A 13,657-nucleotide genomic window follows, 5' to 3' on the forward strand; every position below is an offset into this window, starting at 1 on the left:
GTCGCGCCTCATGTTTGACCAGAAAGCATTTATTATACCCGCGGCTTGTTCTGGCCGTACCCCTACCCATGGTGACAGCACGGAGTACCCCGCTCGGGTCTGTGCACGAGGCGAACGGCGCCGGCGTGCCCCGGGTTGCGGTGGAAACTGTTGTTGCCGATCGCGGTGCGGTTGCAAACGATTCCAACCAAATATGACAGGAACACGAAAGAAACTGCGCGGCCTTACACTCGCCGCGCTCATGGTGTTCTCCGTCTTCGCAGGTACCGTCGCCTTCGCCGGCACGGCTGCTGCGGCTGCGAATGCGCAAGCAACGCAGGGAGACACCAGTCTAGGCAATTCGGATGCAGCGGGCGAAACGACCAACTTCTATGCCTCGACCGCTATCGAGTCGACTGACGGCTCGTTCAGCGGAATCGAGGTCGACTTCTCGGATGACTCCGCCTTCACCGGCGGTGGCTTCGCCAGCGACATCCAGTCGGACGACGTCGAGGTTCGACTGTACAAGGGCGATGCCAACTCCGGCTCCGACCTCGCGACCCTCGTCCGAGATGACAACCCCGAAGAAACGACCGGCTCCAGCGTCAGCGGGAGCAACCAGAACAACGCTAACCGCTTCGAGACGCTCGAAGTTACGGGTAGCAGCTTCTCGAACACTGTCCAGCAGGGCGACCTCGTCGTGCTCGTGGTCGAGAACAACGAGTTCCGCAACCCGCGGAACGGCGGCGACTACGATGCAGTCGTCGACTACAACCCGAGCTCGAGCGGTGGCGAGAGCACCGCTGTCCTGAGCGTCGCCGGTGACGGTGGCGACGACGGCGGGACCGACGACGGCCCCGACGCCACGTGGGACGACCGCGTGATCCGTTACCAGGGTCAGGACCTGTTCTACAACCTGAACAACAAGGCTAGCGAAGGCGGCCAGCTGCGCTCGTGCGAGTACGACTCTACTACCGAGCAGTGTGAGTCCAGTTCGCTCGAACAGGATCTCGGTACCAGTACTGGTGAAATCGACACGTCCGACCTGCAGGGCGACTACGTCATCACGGACAGCGAGGGTAACTACCTCGAGTTCAATAGTGGTGGCGGTGCCACCGGTCAGAACGGACCGCCGGCGAGCACCGACCCGACGACCGAAATCGTCGTCCAGACGCTCGATACCGAGTTCGATGACAGCAGCGTCTCCTCGGGTGACTCCGAGACGCTGAACTTCGACTCTCCGGTCCGCAGCACGTACACGGTCGAGGTCGGCGCTGACGACCTCAGCCAGAGCGACCTCCAGTCGATGTTCAGCAACGCTGAGTCGGCTGGCACTATCAACAACCTCCAGCTGGAGGGCAGTAGCAACGTCACGTTCCAGGTGACCGACACCGACCAGGACGTCGACGTGAGCTTCTCCGGCATCGACACCGGCGATTACACGCTGGACATCGATGTCGTCGACACGACCGCAGAGGACACCGCTTCCATCGAGGTGACCGAGGAGGACGACCTCGACGCGAACTTCATCACCGGCTCCGTTGTGGAGGAGCGCGGTGACGTCGCGAAGTTCTCCCTCTCGCTGGAGGAGACGGACCAGGTTACCGTCATCTTCGGCACCGAGGAGGCCAACTACGAGCAGGAGGTCACGCTCGAGGACGACGACGACAACGGTGTCGTCAACTTCACGTTCAACACCTTCCAGGCCGGCGTCAACAACGAGCGGACGTTCAACGTGGAGGACGACGTCATCGTCTCCTCCGCTATCAACCGGCCCCAGGACAGCAGCCTCAACGAGCCGCTCGAGGACTACGACTACGACGTGACGGCCTTCGTGGGCGACACGGAGACCGACGTCGCCGTGCTGACGCTCCAGGAGCGGAGCACCAACGGCGCCGCAATCTACACGGCCCCGAGCTCCATCCAGAGTTCCTCTGGTGACGCGGGTACCTACGACGACGCCGAGGAGCTGCGTGACTCCATCACGCAGTCCGACACCGTCGCCGAGGGTAACCACATCGTCCTGCAGGTGAACGCTACGGGTATCTTCGGATACCCCGGCTTCGACGGCAACGACGACTACACGTCGGCCCTCGCCGAGCAGGACAGCGCCTCCGCGGCGCAGTTCTTCGACGCTGGTCGGACCGGTGCGGCCGGCTCCGGCGACGACCAGGTCGAGGGTCTCCTCGGTCTGGCTCTGACGCCCGAGGATGTCGGGCCGAACGTTGACGCTCCCGACAGCCTGCCCATCCAGGACGCCGTCGTCTACCCCGATGAGGACAACAACACGCTGTACGTTGTCTTCGACCCCGACGACTACTCCGACGCTAACGCGCTCGAGACGGGCGATGACTACAACGCCTCGTTCACGGTCCCCGAGACCGAGAGCGACGGTGATGTCGTCTCGCCGCAGTTTGACTACACCGGTAACCCGTACGTCGCCGACGACGACCCGAGCTCGGACGAGTCCGAGATCGTCTTCGACACGTTCGAGTTCCAGGAGCGCGATCTGGAGTTCGACACGAACGAGCAGGGCATCGTCACGGTCGATGCCGAGTCCGGTCAGTTCATCAACGGCACGACGAACCTGGCTCCCCACACGGAGTTCACCGTCCGTGCCCGGACGACCGGCAACAATGCGTTCCTGAAGGAGGACACCGCCGAGGTTCAGCCTGACGGCACCTTCGGTGGCGAGTTCGACTTCTCGGACGTCGCTTCGAACACGAGCTTCACGGCGACTGTTCAGAACCAGAACCTCGAGGACAACGCCGAGACGCCCGGCCAGGTCGGTTCGGCACAGGTCGGCGCTGCGACGTTCAGCAACCAGACCTTCACGGGTCAGGCGACGAGCCTGAACGTTGCGAGCGTCACCGTTTCCGAGGGTGGCTTCGTGACGATCCACGACTCCACGCTCGTCTCTGACGGCGCTGTCTTCGACTCCGTCCGTGGCACCTCGGGCTACCTCGAGGCTGGCACTACGGAGAACGTCACGGTCGAGCTCGACTCACCGATCGCTCCGTCCGGGTCCGGCACGTACTACGCGATGCCGCACCTGGACTCCGACGGTGACGAGACCTACGACTTCGTCACGAGTGAGGGCGCCGACGACGGCCCCTACACGAACAACGAGGGTAACGCCACGGTCGACGCCGCGACCATCACGGTCGAGCGCGTCGCCACGGTCACCCTCAACGACCAGACCACCAACGGTGACTCCGTGCTCGTCGAGAGCGCGCGTCTCCCCGACGGTGGCTTCGTGACCATCCACGACGCCACGGTGTCCGACGATCCGTTCGGCTCCGTGCGTGGCACGTCCGCCTACCTCGACAGCGGGACCAGCGCCGACATCAACGTCAGCCTGGACACCCCGGTCGAGGAGAGCGGCCAGTTCTTCGCCATGCCGCACCGTGACACGGACGGCGACGAGACGTACGACTTCGTCTCGTCCAACGGCGACGACGACGGTCCGTACCTGAACGCGGACGGTCAGATCGTCCTCGACAGCGGGCAGATCTCGCTCGCTGGCGAGATGACTCCGACGCCGACCGAGGCCGACGAGCCGACTCCGACGCCGACCGAGGCCGACGAGCCGACGCCGACCGATGGTGAGGAGACGACGACCACGAGCAGCGACGGTCAGCCCGGCTTCGGCCTGGCTGTCTCGCTGATCGCGCTCGTCGGTGCCGCCCTCATCGCGCTCCGTCGTCGCGACTAACACACGGAACCCTCACGGGTTCTCGAACTGACTTCGCGGTTCCATTCTTTCGCGCGCCACACGACGACGGAGAGACATCTGTCTCCGTCCCCACGTGCCGGTCCGGTCCCAGTGCCTGGGACCGAAGGGAGACGCCTAAGTCCATCCCACCCCGAACGCGAGTATGGACCTCCCGTCCCGGTCGGAGCTGTCCTTCCGACATTACCTCGCGGGGACGACCGCGCTCACGGGGATTCTGATGCTGCTGGGCGTGTACACGGCGGCGGCGGGTGCCGGGCTGACGTGTGCCCAGCGGTGGCCGCTGTGTGACGGTGCGGTGTTCGGCCTGTTCCCGGCCGACTGGATGAGCTTCATCGAGTGGTTCCACCGGCTCGTCGCGATGGTGACGGGGTTCGTCATCCTCGGGGCCACCGGCCACGCGTGGCGAGCGGGGCTCTCGCGCCGCGTCCGTGGCGCCCTCTCCGTTGCAACGGTCCTGCTGCCCGCACAGATCGTCCTGGGTGCCCTGACCGTCACGGAGTACGAGTGGGTCATCCTGACGGCGCACTTCTCGACGGCGACGGTCATCTACGCCGGCGTGGCGCTGGCGACCGGGTGGTCGTACGGCGAGGTCGCGTCGACCGGGGCGGCCCGCCGGGCGACGCTGGCCGCGGCCGCGCTGTTGCCGGCCTTCCTCGTCCTCTCGCCCCGGCTCGTGTTCGTCTATGGGGCGACCGCACAGGTCGCGCTGTACACCGTCGGGCTGGCCGCGCTGGCGGCGCTCTGCTGGGCGACCGTCTGGAGTCGCGAGGCGGGCAGTGCGCCGCGCATGACGCTGGCGACCGGCCTCGCGGCGCTCGTCCTCGGCGGACTGTTGGTGCTGGGTCGGCAGGTGTTCGGCGCGGATGCGCAACTGGCGATGACGGGCGGAACGCTGCTGGCGTTCTACCTGTCGTTCGCCGCCGCCCACACCAACCTGCTGGCGACCGGCCGCTCGCGTGAGCTGTCGGGCGCCGAGCGCGGTAGCCGGAGCGACGACTGAGGCACCGGCGTGTTGGTCGAGCGCCCGGACTGGCCGTAGTCTTATCCGCCCGCCGGTCGTGGCCACGGCCATGGCAGACCTCCTGTCCGACGATGAGATCGACGCGCAGCTCCCCGACGGCTGGAGCCACGAGGGCGACCGGATCGAGCGGACCTACGAGTTCGACTCCTACCTCGAGGGCGTCGGCTTCGCCTCGGGCGCGGGCGGACTCGCCGAGGAGGCGTTCCACCATCCGACGCTGACCGTCGAGTGGCGCGAGGTGACCGTCGAGTTGACCAGCCACGAGGAGGGGGGCGTCACGACGAAGGACATCGACCTCGCCGAGCGGCTGAACGAGCTCGCCGACTGAGATGGCCGACAAGCCCCGAGACGACGGGGCCGCGGAGGTCCCCGGGGACGCGGCGTACGTCTTCCGTGTCACGTTCCGGCTGGAGCCGGCCGAAGGTGTGACCGTCGCACCGGAGACGTTCGAGACGACGCTGGAGCGACGGGCCGACCCGCCGGGCGAGGCGGGCTGGCTGTTCTTCCGCGACAACTGCTGGCGGGGCGAGGCGAACGACGAGGCACACCTGTGCGACCTGGCGAGTGAGGCACTCGGGGTCGAGGTGATCTCGGTCGCCTTCCGCGAACTCCGGACCGACGAGGCGTATCTGTCGGCGCTGCGTGAGGCCATCGCGGCGGACCTCTCGCTCTTCCGTGCCGACGATGTCGACGAGGTCCTGCACAAGTACCTCGGGTCCTCCATCCACGTCCGGGAGTAGGGCGCTCGCGGCCGAACACGCCGAACGCGCCGACCGTGGCTGCCCCCATCGGCCGATGCGTGGTCAGCAGGTACTTGTCCGCCGACCGGCTACCTGTGTCCGGATGAGCCACGCCGCGGACTACGATGTCTGGTTGTTCGACCTCGACGGGACGCTGGTCGACGTCGAGCCGTCGTACATCCACGAGACGCTCGGCGAGGTCGGCGACCGGCTCGGCCACGAGTTCGGCCCCACCGAGGCCGAGGCCATCTGGCACGGGTTCGGCGCGGGCGCGAACGACGTGCTGGCCGAGCGTGGCGTCGACGTCGAGGCGTTCTGGGAGACGTTCCACGAGGTCGAGGATCCTATCGCCCGCGCCGAGGCCGCGTTCTGCTACGACGACGCCGCGTGGGTCGGTGCGCTCGACGAGCCGGTCGGGCTGGTGACCCACTGCCAGTCCTACCTCACCGAGCCCGTGCTCGACCGGCTGGACCTGCGTGACTGGTTCGACACGGTCGTCTGCTGTGACGAGGAGACGGGCTGGAAACCCGACGCCGGACCGGTCGAGCTGGCGCTCGCCGATCTCGCTGTCGGACGGGACCCCGCGGGGCCACTGGTCGGCGACAACCCCTCGGACGTGGGCGCGGCATGGAACGCCGGGCTGGAGGGGGTTCACGTCGAGCGCCATGGACACGAGCGGCGCGGCTGCTGTGTACTGGGGGACCGGCGGCTCCGGAGCCTCGACGCACTCGCCCCCGGAACGAGCGGGGAGCCCGACGCTACTTCCGGTGGGTGAACAGGACCGGGTTCCCCTCGTGGACCGACGCGCAGATGTCCATCTGCCGGGAGAGGTTGAGGCGGGTGAACTCCTTCGAGACGATGAGGTCGTCGAACGGCTTGTCACAGGACGGGCACGCCAGCCCGACCGTGTTCTGGTAGATGTCGACGGCGCCGGTCTCGCGGGGCGTACACGAGGAGACGATTTCGTCGAACTCGTCCATACCGACGGCTACAGCGCCGACTGCTTAAATTCGACCCATCCGGTTCCACGGGTCACGCTCGCGTCGACGCTCCCGACCCGCTCGAAGCCGCTCAGAACCCCGCCAGTGCGGCGACGATGCCGGCGCCGATCGCGACTGCGATGAGGAGGAGTCCGATGAGCATGAAGCGGTCTGCGGCGTCCATGCGGTCCGTCTCGCCGGAACGATACTTGAAAGTTAGTCGTCCAGAGCCGCCTCCATCGCGGCGCCGATGGTCGCCTCGCCGGCGATGACCTGCTCACCGGCGTCGGTCGTCGTGTAGATCACCTCGTTGCTCACCGGCGCGAGGAGTCCCTGGTCGACCAGACGTTCCACCCGTCGCTCCGCGTATCGGACGTGGATCCCCAGCCGGTTGGCCACGATAGGGACGTACTCGGGTGGGTTGTCCCCGAAGAACTCGAGGATGCGTTCGTCCGCCGGGTGGCTCTGCGGGGGCATAGCGCCAATATGTGGGTCGTGCTATCACTTAACAGTATCGGGGTGGGAGCCAGCCGACGCACTCGTCTCGGGCAGAACCCACCGAAACAGCGGATGTCGACGGCACAAACGGGTCGTCAGGAACAGAGGTCGACGGTGAGGTACGCCCGGTTGCTCCCGCTGACGTGGACGCCGACGCCGAGTTGCCCGGCGTTCTCGTAGGTGAGCTTCCGGCGCTCGGAGTCGGTCGCGAACCAGTTCTCGACGGCGTCGACCGCGATCTCGCGCTCGTTCCGGTTCGTCCGGTTGTCGAACTCGCCGCCGGCCGAGACCTTGTCGAGCGCCTCGATCTCCCGATCCTCCCGGACGGTGTTGCGCTCGGAATCGAGGATTCCACACCGCTGGTCTAGACCATTCCGACGGTAACGTTCCGCGGTCGTGTAGCCCCCCGCGGCGTGGGAGACGTAGCCCTGCCCGCTCATCCGGCGGCTGTGGTTCCCGGCCATCCGGGTCAGCACCTCGTCGGACCGGAGTCTCTCCAGCCCGCGCTCGACGCGCCGGTCGTTGATCTCCTCGACGACCAGCAGCCGAACCTTCGTCTCGTTGAACGAGTCGGGGCGGACCGGTCCCGGTGTCGCCGTCGCGTCCGGCTCTGGTGTCGCGGTCGGCGGCGTCGCAGTCGATGTCGGCGGTGGTGTCGTGCCGGCGCTCCCCGGTTCCTCGGTCGCGGTTCCACCACCACCGCCGTCACTGTCACCGTTACCGCCACCCGCGTCCGCGTCCGTGGCCGGGGCCGTGGTCGCCGTGGCGGTGGCAGTCAGCGTCGCTGTCGGCGCCGCGCTGCCGTCCCCGCCGTCGTTGTTTCCCCCGAGTAACGGCCCACCGTCGCCGAGGTAGACGCCGATGGCGGCCCCCGCGCTCGTCGCCGTGACGACGATTCCCCCCAGCAGGAGCAGCGCGATCTTGTTCGCCATGTCGTTGGTTCCCGATAGCCCCCCGAGTTGATAACGCTGTCCCGGCCGCGTCGAAAGTCGTTAACGCCTCCCGTTCGAAGGGAATCACGTGACGGCACCCGACCCGGAGGACCCGCTCGGCGTTCTGGACGACGAGGCCACCGGGGACGAGTCGCGCCGTCGGTTGGTCCGCCTGGCGACGGGGTTCCTCTTCCTCGTGCTGGCGGTCGTCTGGTTCCGGGGGGCGCTGGCCGACCTGTGGCCCCAGCTCTGGCCGCCCGGCGGGGCACGGTGGGCGACCCTCGTACTCGTGGTCGGGCTGTCGCTCTTCCTGCCGATGATGGTCGGGGCCGCCCTCGCCGATGTCCTCTACCGGCGCCGGTAGCCCTAGTCGTCGTCGGCTTCCAGCGGCGTCCGCGACGGCTCGACCCCGTTCGTGGCGGCGTCCGTCAGCGCCGTCACGGTCGGCGTCCCGGTCGCGGCGTTCTCCGTGACGACCGTCTCGATGTCGTACGCGGCCCGCAGTCGCTCGGCGTCGAGCACCGCAGCCGGCTGACCGACCGCCTGGATACCGCCGTCGGCGAGCAACGCGACACGGTCGCAGAACCTGGCGGCGAGGTCGAGGTCGTGGATGGCGGCGACGGCGGTTCGCTCGGCAGGCGTGTCGGCCGCGCCGTCCCCGGTCGTCGAGCCGTCGGCGGGTGCGTGGACGAGGTCGCTCACCAGCCCGAGGACACGGACCTGGTGGTTGATATCGAGGCTGGCGGTCGGTTCGTCGAGCAGGAGCAGCGGTGCGGCCTGTGCGAGTGCCCGTGCGAGGACGACTCGCTGGCGCTCGCCGCCGCTCAGTGACCCGACGGGGCGGTCCGCGAAGCCGGCGGTGTCGGTCCGGTCGAGCGCGCGCTGAACGACCGCCCGGTCGCTCTCGCCCCCCCGCGAGAACCGCGAACGGTGGGCCGTCCGGCCCATCGCCACGAGGTCGCGGACGGGGAAGTCGAAGCCGACACTCGTCTCCTGTGGGACGGTCGCGACCCGGCGCGCGCGTTCGCGCACCGAGAGGGTCGTGGCGTCCGTTCCGGCGATGCGGACCGTCCCCGAGTCGGGTGTGACGAGTCCGTTGACGGTCCGCAGGAGAGAGGTCTTGCCGGCGCCGTTCGGGCCGACGAGCGCGAGGAACTCTCCGGGCCGGACCGAGAGCGAGACCCCGTCGAGGACGGTCCGGTCGCCGTACCGGACGCTCACGTCATCCAGTTCGAGTGCGGGTGCATCCTCACTGCCGGCCACGTCGCCTTCCGTGTCGGGTCGATCCTCGCTCACAGCGAATGCACCTCGCGGTTGCGCAGCAGGTAGAGGAAGAAGGGGGCGCCGAGCGCCGCCGTGACGATGCCGACCGGTACCTCCGCGGGGCCGGCCCGCGCGAGGGTGTCGGTGGCGACGAGGAAGCCCGCGCCGGCGAGCGCCGAGGTCGGGAGGAGGATGCGGTGGTCCGGGCCGACGAGGAGGCGCATCACGTGCGGGACGACGAGGCCGACGAAGCCGATGACGCCGGCCACGGCGACCGCGGCAGCCGTCAGGATGCTCGCGACGGCCAGCAGCACCCGCTTCGTACGCTCGACCTCGACGCCCATCGTATGCGCGTCGTCCTCACCGACGAGGAGGACGTTCAGGTCGCGGGCGTACGCGAGCGTGACGAGGAAGCCCAGCACGGCGACCGGCCAGATGGCGCCGACCTTCCCCCAGTTGGCCGCGTGGAGGTGGCCCATCAGCCAGTAGACCGCCCGTTCGAGGGAGTCGCCGGCGAACAGCAGCGTGTAGGAGACGACCGCGCCGAGGAACGTCTGGACCGCGACCCCCGCCAGCAGCAGTGTCGCGACCGGCGTCCGGCCGCCCTCGCGGGCGACGAGGTAGACCGTGAAGCCCGCGAGCAGTGCCATCCCGAACGCCATCGCCTGCAGGTCCGGCAGCAGGGGGATGGCCGGCTGGAAGACGATGGCGGCGACGGCACCGACGGCGGCGCCCGTCGAGACGCCGATGATCGAGGGGTCGGCCATCGGGTTGCGGAAGAACCCCTGCATCACGGTTCCCGCCGTCGCGAGCGCGAAGCCGACGGCCGCACCCAGCGCGATCCGCGGCAGCCGGAGCTTCGTCACGATGACCGCGTGCGACTGATCGACCGGGAAGGTGAACGGGTGGACCCACTGCACCAGTCCGGCCCCGGCGGCCAGCGTGGGCAGCGCGATGTCGTTGAGGATGGCCTTCGCCACCGCCACCGGGGGGATGGCGACGGGGCCGATGGTGGCGCTGTAGACGGTCACGAGCGCCAGTGCGGCCACCAGCCCTGCCGACCACGCGACCGTGCGCTGCCGCTCGTACATCTCGTGCGCAAACGAGATTGGGATAGGTAAGTACTTGTTGCATAGTCGACTCCGCCCTGCATGCGCACACTCACGACGCTGGTCGTGGCCGTACTACTGATGACCGTCGCGCCCGGCGGGGCGCTGGCGGCATCGGCCACCGGCCCGACCGGGACGCACGCATCGGTGTCGGACAGCGCGGGTGCGGCCACCCAGCGGGACTGTTCGTTCCCCGTCTCGCGGGTCGACGCGACCGGGACGAACGTCACCGTCTCCGAGGACCCCGAGCGGGTGGTCGTGCTGGCTCCCAGCGCCGCACAGACGATGTGGGAGCTGAACGAGGAGTCCAGCGTGGTCGGCCTGCCGACGGGGCCCACCACGGCCTACCTCGAAGGCTCGCAGAACCGGACCGACGTGACCAACCAGGACGGCACCGTCAACCAGGAGCGGGTGGTCGGCCTGCAGCCGGACCTCGTGCTCGCACCGAACATCGTCCCGAACGGGACGGTCTCGCAGCTCCGGAGCGCCGGCCTCACCGTCTACAAGGTCGATTTCGGCAAGTCGCTCGCGTCCATCACGACGAAGGTGTCGCTGTTCGGCCGCTTCACGGGCGCCTGTGACCGCGCGGCGACCGTCAACAGCGATTTCAATGCCTCGCTGGAGGATATCCGCGCGAACGCACCCGAGCAGCGCCCCCGCGTGGCCTACTTCTTCTACAACTTCACCACCGGTGAGGGGACGTTCATCCACGAGGCCATCGAGACGGCCGGCGGCGACAACATCGCCGCGAACGCCGGTGTGTCGGGGTACAAGCCGCTGAACGACGAGATCGTCGCGGACCGGAACCCGCAGTGGGTCGTCCGGCCGGCCGGCTCGCCGCTGCCCTCGGGCGCCCCCTGGGACTCGACCACGGCCTACCGGCTGAACCAGACGCTGACGGTGGACAACAACCTCATCAGCCAGCCGGGGCCGCGCGTGGTCCAGCCGATGCAGAACATGTCCGAGGCGTTCCAGAACACGCGGCAGGTGCCAACGGACACGGCGACCGCGAAGACGATGACCGGTGACGCTGGCGACGGCGGTGCCGGGGGCGCGGAGACGCCCGCCCCCGGCACGGAGACGGGCGGCCAGCCCGGCTTCGGTGCCGTGACGGCCCTCGTCGCGGCCGTTCTGGGCGTACTGGCGCTCGCGCGGCGCGAACGGTAACGCGCGCCCCGGCGCGGCTCCGATTCTCGAATATCGTACGTAGTACAGAAATCGTACTGTTGCCTTCGGGATTAAAAATCTATCCCGGGGATATTGAGAAAGATGGGGCAATAACTTCGCCAGGGCCACTCACGGCGACCGACTGGTTCAACACCTTGCGGGTGGAACAGCCAGTAACCGATGCCCGACCACGACACGGACGCCCGCCGCCGTCTCGCCGAGCGGATGGCCGGCGAGATAACGCTCAGCGACGACCCCGGCGCGACGATGCGCAAGTGGCGCACCGAGTTCGACGTGAGCGGCACCGAACTCGCCGACGAGCTCGGTGTCTCCCCTTCGGTGGTCTCGGACTACGAGGGCGGCCGCCGCGACTCGCCGGGTATCGGCATCGTCCGGCGAGTCGTCGAGGCCCTGCTCGCTATCGACGAGGCACGCGGTGGCGGGCGCGTGCGCCAGCACGCCCGCGTCGTGGAGGCAGGCTTCGACCGCGACATCGTCCACGACCTGCGCGAGTACCCCGCTCGGGTCCCCATCTCGCGGGTGTACGAGGCCGTGGGCGCGACGGAACTCGCGCCCGGCGACGACACGACCGTCGCGGGCCACACCGTCATCAATTCCATCCAGGCCATCACCCGACTCTCCAGTGAGGAGTTCTACCGGCTGTACGGGCAGTCGACCAACCGCGTCCTGGTGTTCACGGAGGTCACGCGCGGGGAGTCGCCGCTCGTCGCGCTGCGCGTGGTGACGCCGACGCCGTCGGCGGTGGTCCTGCACGGCATCACGCCCGAGGAGTGCTGGGAGCACGCCCCGGAACTCGCCCGCGTGGACGGGTTCTCGCTGGCCGTCGCGGACGGTCCGCTGGAGGACCTGCTCGGCGGGCTGCGGGAGGTGGCGTAGGTAGACTCGCCTCATCCTGCCCACACCTGCCCTCAGCCGGCTGCAGTCCCCGTCGGCGTCTCCTCGGCGCAGACCTGGTTCTGGTAGTAGCCCGAGCCGGTGAGCCCCTCGTCGAGGACCGACTCCGCGGCCGGTGAGAGGCTGTCCTCGTCCGGCTGGACTGCCGGCACCAGCCATCCCTCCGTGGTGTGTGTCCCGCCGTTCGGGAGGACGCCGACGACGTTGTGCAGGAGCTCGTGGTTCGTGACGTGGACCCGCCGGGTCGTCTCGCTCCCGTTGAACCGGACCCGGCTCCCCTCGACCACCGTCGCGTAGCCCGGCACGTCGCCGATACCGATGGTGTTCCCCAGGCCGACGTGGCCGACGGCGACCTGATGGTAGACGCCACAGCGGGGGCCGTCGAGCTGCTCGCGGTAGACCGCCCCGAACCGTCCGGAGTCGAAGGTCGGTGTCGTCCCGAGCCGCTCGCCTTCGACGAGATGGAGGGTGATGCCCTCCGTTCCGTCCGGGTTGTCGACCGGCATCCGGGCCCAGGACTCCCGGAGCGCCCGCTTCTCGGCCTCCGTGTAGGCGGAGACGTTGGCGCCGTAGGTCACGACGACGTAGATGTCCTTGCGGTCCGGATCGGCGCCGGGCAGCGGGACGCCGGACGGGGTGACACCGCGCTCCTCCCACGAGTCCTTCAGCCGGTCCCCGTCCGTGTCGGGCGTCGGCCGCTCGTATGCCGGGCCGCTGTACGTCTCCCCTCGGATGATCCCATCCGCCTCCAGGCTCTGGATCACGTCCCCGTCGAGTCCCTGCTCCTTGAGGTCGTTCGCCTGACCGGCCGGCCCCTCCTCGCTCTCCCACAGTGACGTGGTGTTGTTCTGCACCTCCACGCCGACGAACATGACCGCGCCCATCGCCAGCATCGCCACGACCGCGACCCGGACCTGCCCCTCCGAGAGCGGGAGGACGGTCGCGGCCCGCGAGAGCCAGCCCGCGGTGCCGGTCACGAGTCCGTACGTCAGCTTCGCGACGACGACCAGCAGGCCGAACGCGAGGACGGCGGCGAGCAGGCCGACGAACGCGAACAGTGCCCACTCCACCGGCCCGCTCACACCCGGCAGGAGGCCCGCATCGTTCGTGGCCGCGGCCACGCGGCCGCCCTCGCGAGCGGACAGAACCGCGCTCTCGTTCACCCGTGCGCCCGCCAGCACCTCCGCGGCCTCGGTTCGGTTCCGGGTGGCCCAGTCGTGGGCTGCGGCGTGCCCCGTTGCGGTGACGAGTCCCACACTGGCTACGGCTGCGCCGCTCGCGGCCCTCGCGTACCGCCCACCCCACCCGTCCGTTCGC

At 68.7% G+C, this 13,657-nt stretch carries 14 protein-coding genes; 8 read left to right on the forward strand and 6 right to left on the reverse strand.

Translation table 11 applies throughout. From position 1 onward, the window contains the following. Window positions 1-193: 193 nt before the first annotated feature. The 5 genes from NL114_RS12905 (at window position 194) to NL114_RS12925 (ending at window position 6,251) form a co-directional block, all read left to right on the forward strand. Window positions 194-3,694, forward strand: a complete 3,501-nt coding sequence (locus tag NL114_RS12905) for a DUF7282 domain-containing protein (protein ID WP_254821329.1) — start codon at window positions 194-196, stop codon at window positions 3,692-3,694. A gap of 163 nt (window positions 3,695-3,857) precedes the next feature. After that, window positions 3,858-4,715, forward strand: a complete 858-nt coding sequence (locus NL114_RS12910) for a COX15/CtaA family protein (RefSeq protein WP_254821330.1) — start codon at window positions 3,858-3,860, stop codon at window positions 4,713-4,715. Window positions 4,716-4,785: 70 nt separating this feature from the next. Beyond that, window positions 4,786-5,064, forward strand: a complete 279-nt coding sequence (locus NL114_RS12915) for a 4a-hydroxytetrahydrobiopterin dehydratase (protein WP_254821331.1) — start codon at window positions 4,786-4,788, stop codon at window positions 5,062-5,064. Window position 5,065: 1 nt separating this feature from the next. Next, window positions 5,066-5,476 carry an LWR-salt protein gene (gene lwrS / locus NL114_RS12920; protein WP_254821332.1) on the forward strand — a complete coding sequence of 137 codons (411 nt, stop codon included), beginning with the start codon at window positions 5,066-5,068 and terminating at the stop codon, window positions 5,474-5,476. A 103-nt stretch (window positions 5,477-5,579) separates the two neighbouring features. Then, entirely contained in the window at window positions 5,580-6,251 is a 672-nt protein-coding gene (locus tag NL114_RS12925) for an HAD family hydrolase (protein ID WP_254821333.1), read from the forward strand. On the opposite strand, the gene NL114_RS12930 is transcribed toward NL114_RS12925, so the two are convergent. The 3 genes from NL114_RS12930 to NL114_RS12940 all read right to left on the reverse strand — a co-directional run bounded on the left by NL114_RS12930 (window position 6,235) and on the right by NL114_RS12940 (window position 7,886). Then, window positions 6,235-6,456, reverse strand: a complete 222-nt coding sequence (locus NL114_RS12930) for a DUF7385 family protein (protein WP_254821334.1) — start codon at window positions 6,454-6,456, stop codon at window positions 6,235-6,237. The genes NL114_RS12925 and NL114_RS12930 overlap by 17 nt on opposite strands. A 216-nt stretch (window positions 6,457-6,672) precedes the next feature. Further along, entirely contained in the window at window positions 6,673-6,933 is a 261-nt protein-coding gene (locus tag NL114_RS12935; protein WP_254821335.1) for a hypothetical protein, read from the reverse strand. A gap of 116 nt (window positions 6,934-7,049) precedes the next feature. Then, on the reverse strand, window positions 7,050-7,886 hold the full coding sequence (locus NL114_RS12940; protein WP_254821336.1) for a CAP domain-containing protein: 837 nt from the start codon (window positions 7,884-7,886) through the stop codon (window positions 7,050-7,052). A gap of 88 nt (window positions 7,887-7,974) precedes the next feature. Between NL114_RS12940 and NL114_RS12945 the strand changes: the two genes are divergently transcribed. Beyond that, on the forward strand, window positions 7,975-8,250 hold the full coding sequence (locus NL114_RS12945; RefSeq protein WP_254821337.1) for a hypothetical protein: 276 nt from the start codon (window positions 7,975-7,977) through the stop codon (window positions 8,248-8,250). 2 nt (window positions 8,251-8,252) lie between these two features. On the opposite strand, the gene NL114_RS12950 is transcribed toward NL114_RS12945, so the two are convergent. Next, window positions 8,253-9,182, reverse strand: a complete 930-nt coding sequence (locus NL114_RS12950; RefSeq protein WP_254821338.1) for an ABC transporter ATP-binding protein — start codon at window positions 9,180-9,182, stop codon at window positions 8,253-8,255. Further along, window positions 9,179-10,240, reverse strand: coding sequence for a vitamin B12 ABC transporter permease BtuC (btuC, locus tag NL114_RS12955; RefSeq protein WP_254821339.1), 1,062 nt, complete (start codon window positions 10,238-10,240; stop codon window positions 9,179-9,181). Before btuC ends, NL114_RS12950 begins: the two co-directional genes overlap by 4 nt. Before the next feature lie 60 nt (window positions 10,241-10,300). Between btuC and NL114_RS12960 the strand changes: the two genes are divergently transcribed. Further along, the gene (locus NL114_RS12960; RefSeq protein ID WP_254821340.1) at window positions 10,301-11,425 is read left to right on the forward strand and encodes a PGF-CTERM-anchored ABC transporter substrate-binding protein; all 1,125 of its coding nucleotides are present in this window, start codon (window positions 10,301-10,303) and stop codon (window positions 11,423-11,425) included. Between the two features lie 180 nt (window positions 11,426-11,605). After that, window positions 11,606-12,322, forward strand: a complete 717-nt coding sequence (locus NL114_RS12965; protein ID WP_254821341.1) for a helix-turn-helix domain-containing protein — start codon at window positions 11,606-11,608, stop codon at window positions 12,320-12,322. A 32-nt stretch (window positions 12,323-12,354) separates the two neighbouring features. Here the strand turns inward: NL114_RS12965 and NL114_RS12970 are convergent, their stop codons facing one another. Next, window positions 12,355-13,596, reverse strand: coding sequence for a hypothetical protein (locus NL114_RS12970; RefSeq protein WP_254821342.1), 1,242 nt, complete (start codon window positions 13,594-13,596; stop codon window positions 12,355-12,357). Window positions 13,597-13,657: the final 61 nt, after the last annotated feature.

Origin of the sequence: Haloglomus halophilum (genome assembly GCF_024298885.1) — an archaeon.
Lineage (GTDB): Archaea > Halobacteriota > Halobacteria > Halobacteriales > Haloarculaceae > Haloglomus > Haloglomus halophilum.

Excerpts from the sequence above, each read along its gene's own strand:
- lwrS (WP_254821332.1), top strand. The coding sequence starts at position 5,066 with ATGGCCGACAAGCCCCGAGACGACGGGGCCGCGGAGGTCCCCGGGGAC.
- NL114_RS12960 (WP_254821340.1), top strand. The coding sequence starts at position 10,301 with ATGCGCACACTCACGACGCTGGTCGTGGCCGTACTACTGATGACCGTC.
- NL114_RS12935 (WP_254821335.1), bottom strand. The coding sequence starts at position 6,933 with ATGCCCCCGCAGAGCCACCCGGCGGACGAACGCATCCTCGAGTTCTTC.
- NL114_RS12915 (WP_254821331.1), top strand. The coding sequence starts at position 4,786 with ATGGCAGACCTCCTGTCCGACGATGAGATCGACGCGCAGCTCCCCGAC.
- NL114_RS12930 (WP_254821334.1), bottom strand. The coding sequence starts at position 6,456 with ATGGACGAGTTCGACGAAATCGTCTCCTCGTGTACGCCCCGCGAGACC.
- btuC (WP_254821339.1), bottom strand. The coding sequence starts at position 10,240 with ATGTACGAGCGGCAGCGCACGGTCGCGTGGTCGGCAGGGCTGGTGGCC.
- NL114_RS12905 (WP_254821329.1), top strand. The coding sequence starts at position 194 with ATGACAGGAACACGAAAGAAACTGCGCGGCCTTACACTCGCCGCGCTC.
- NL114_RS12940 (WP_254821336.1), bottom strand. The coding sequence starts at position 7,886 with ATGGCGAACAAGATCGCGCTGCTCCTGCTGGGGGGAATCGTCGTCACG.
- NL114_RS12925 (WP_254821333.1), top strand. The coding sequence starts at position 5,580 with ATGAGCCACGCCGCGGACTACGATGTCTGGTTGTTCGACCTCGACGGG.
- NL114_RS12965 (WP_254821341.1), top strand. The coding sequence starts at position 11,606 with ATGCCCGACCACGACACGGACGCCCGCCGCCGTCTCGCCGAGCGGATG.
- NL114_RS12910 (WP_254821330.1), top strand. The coding sequence starts at position 3,858 with ATGGACCTCCCGTCCCGGTCGGAGCTGTCCTTCCGACATTACCTCGCG.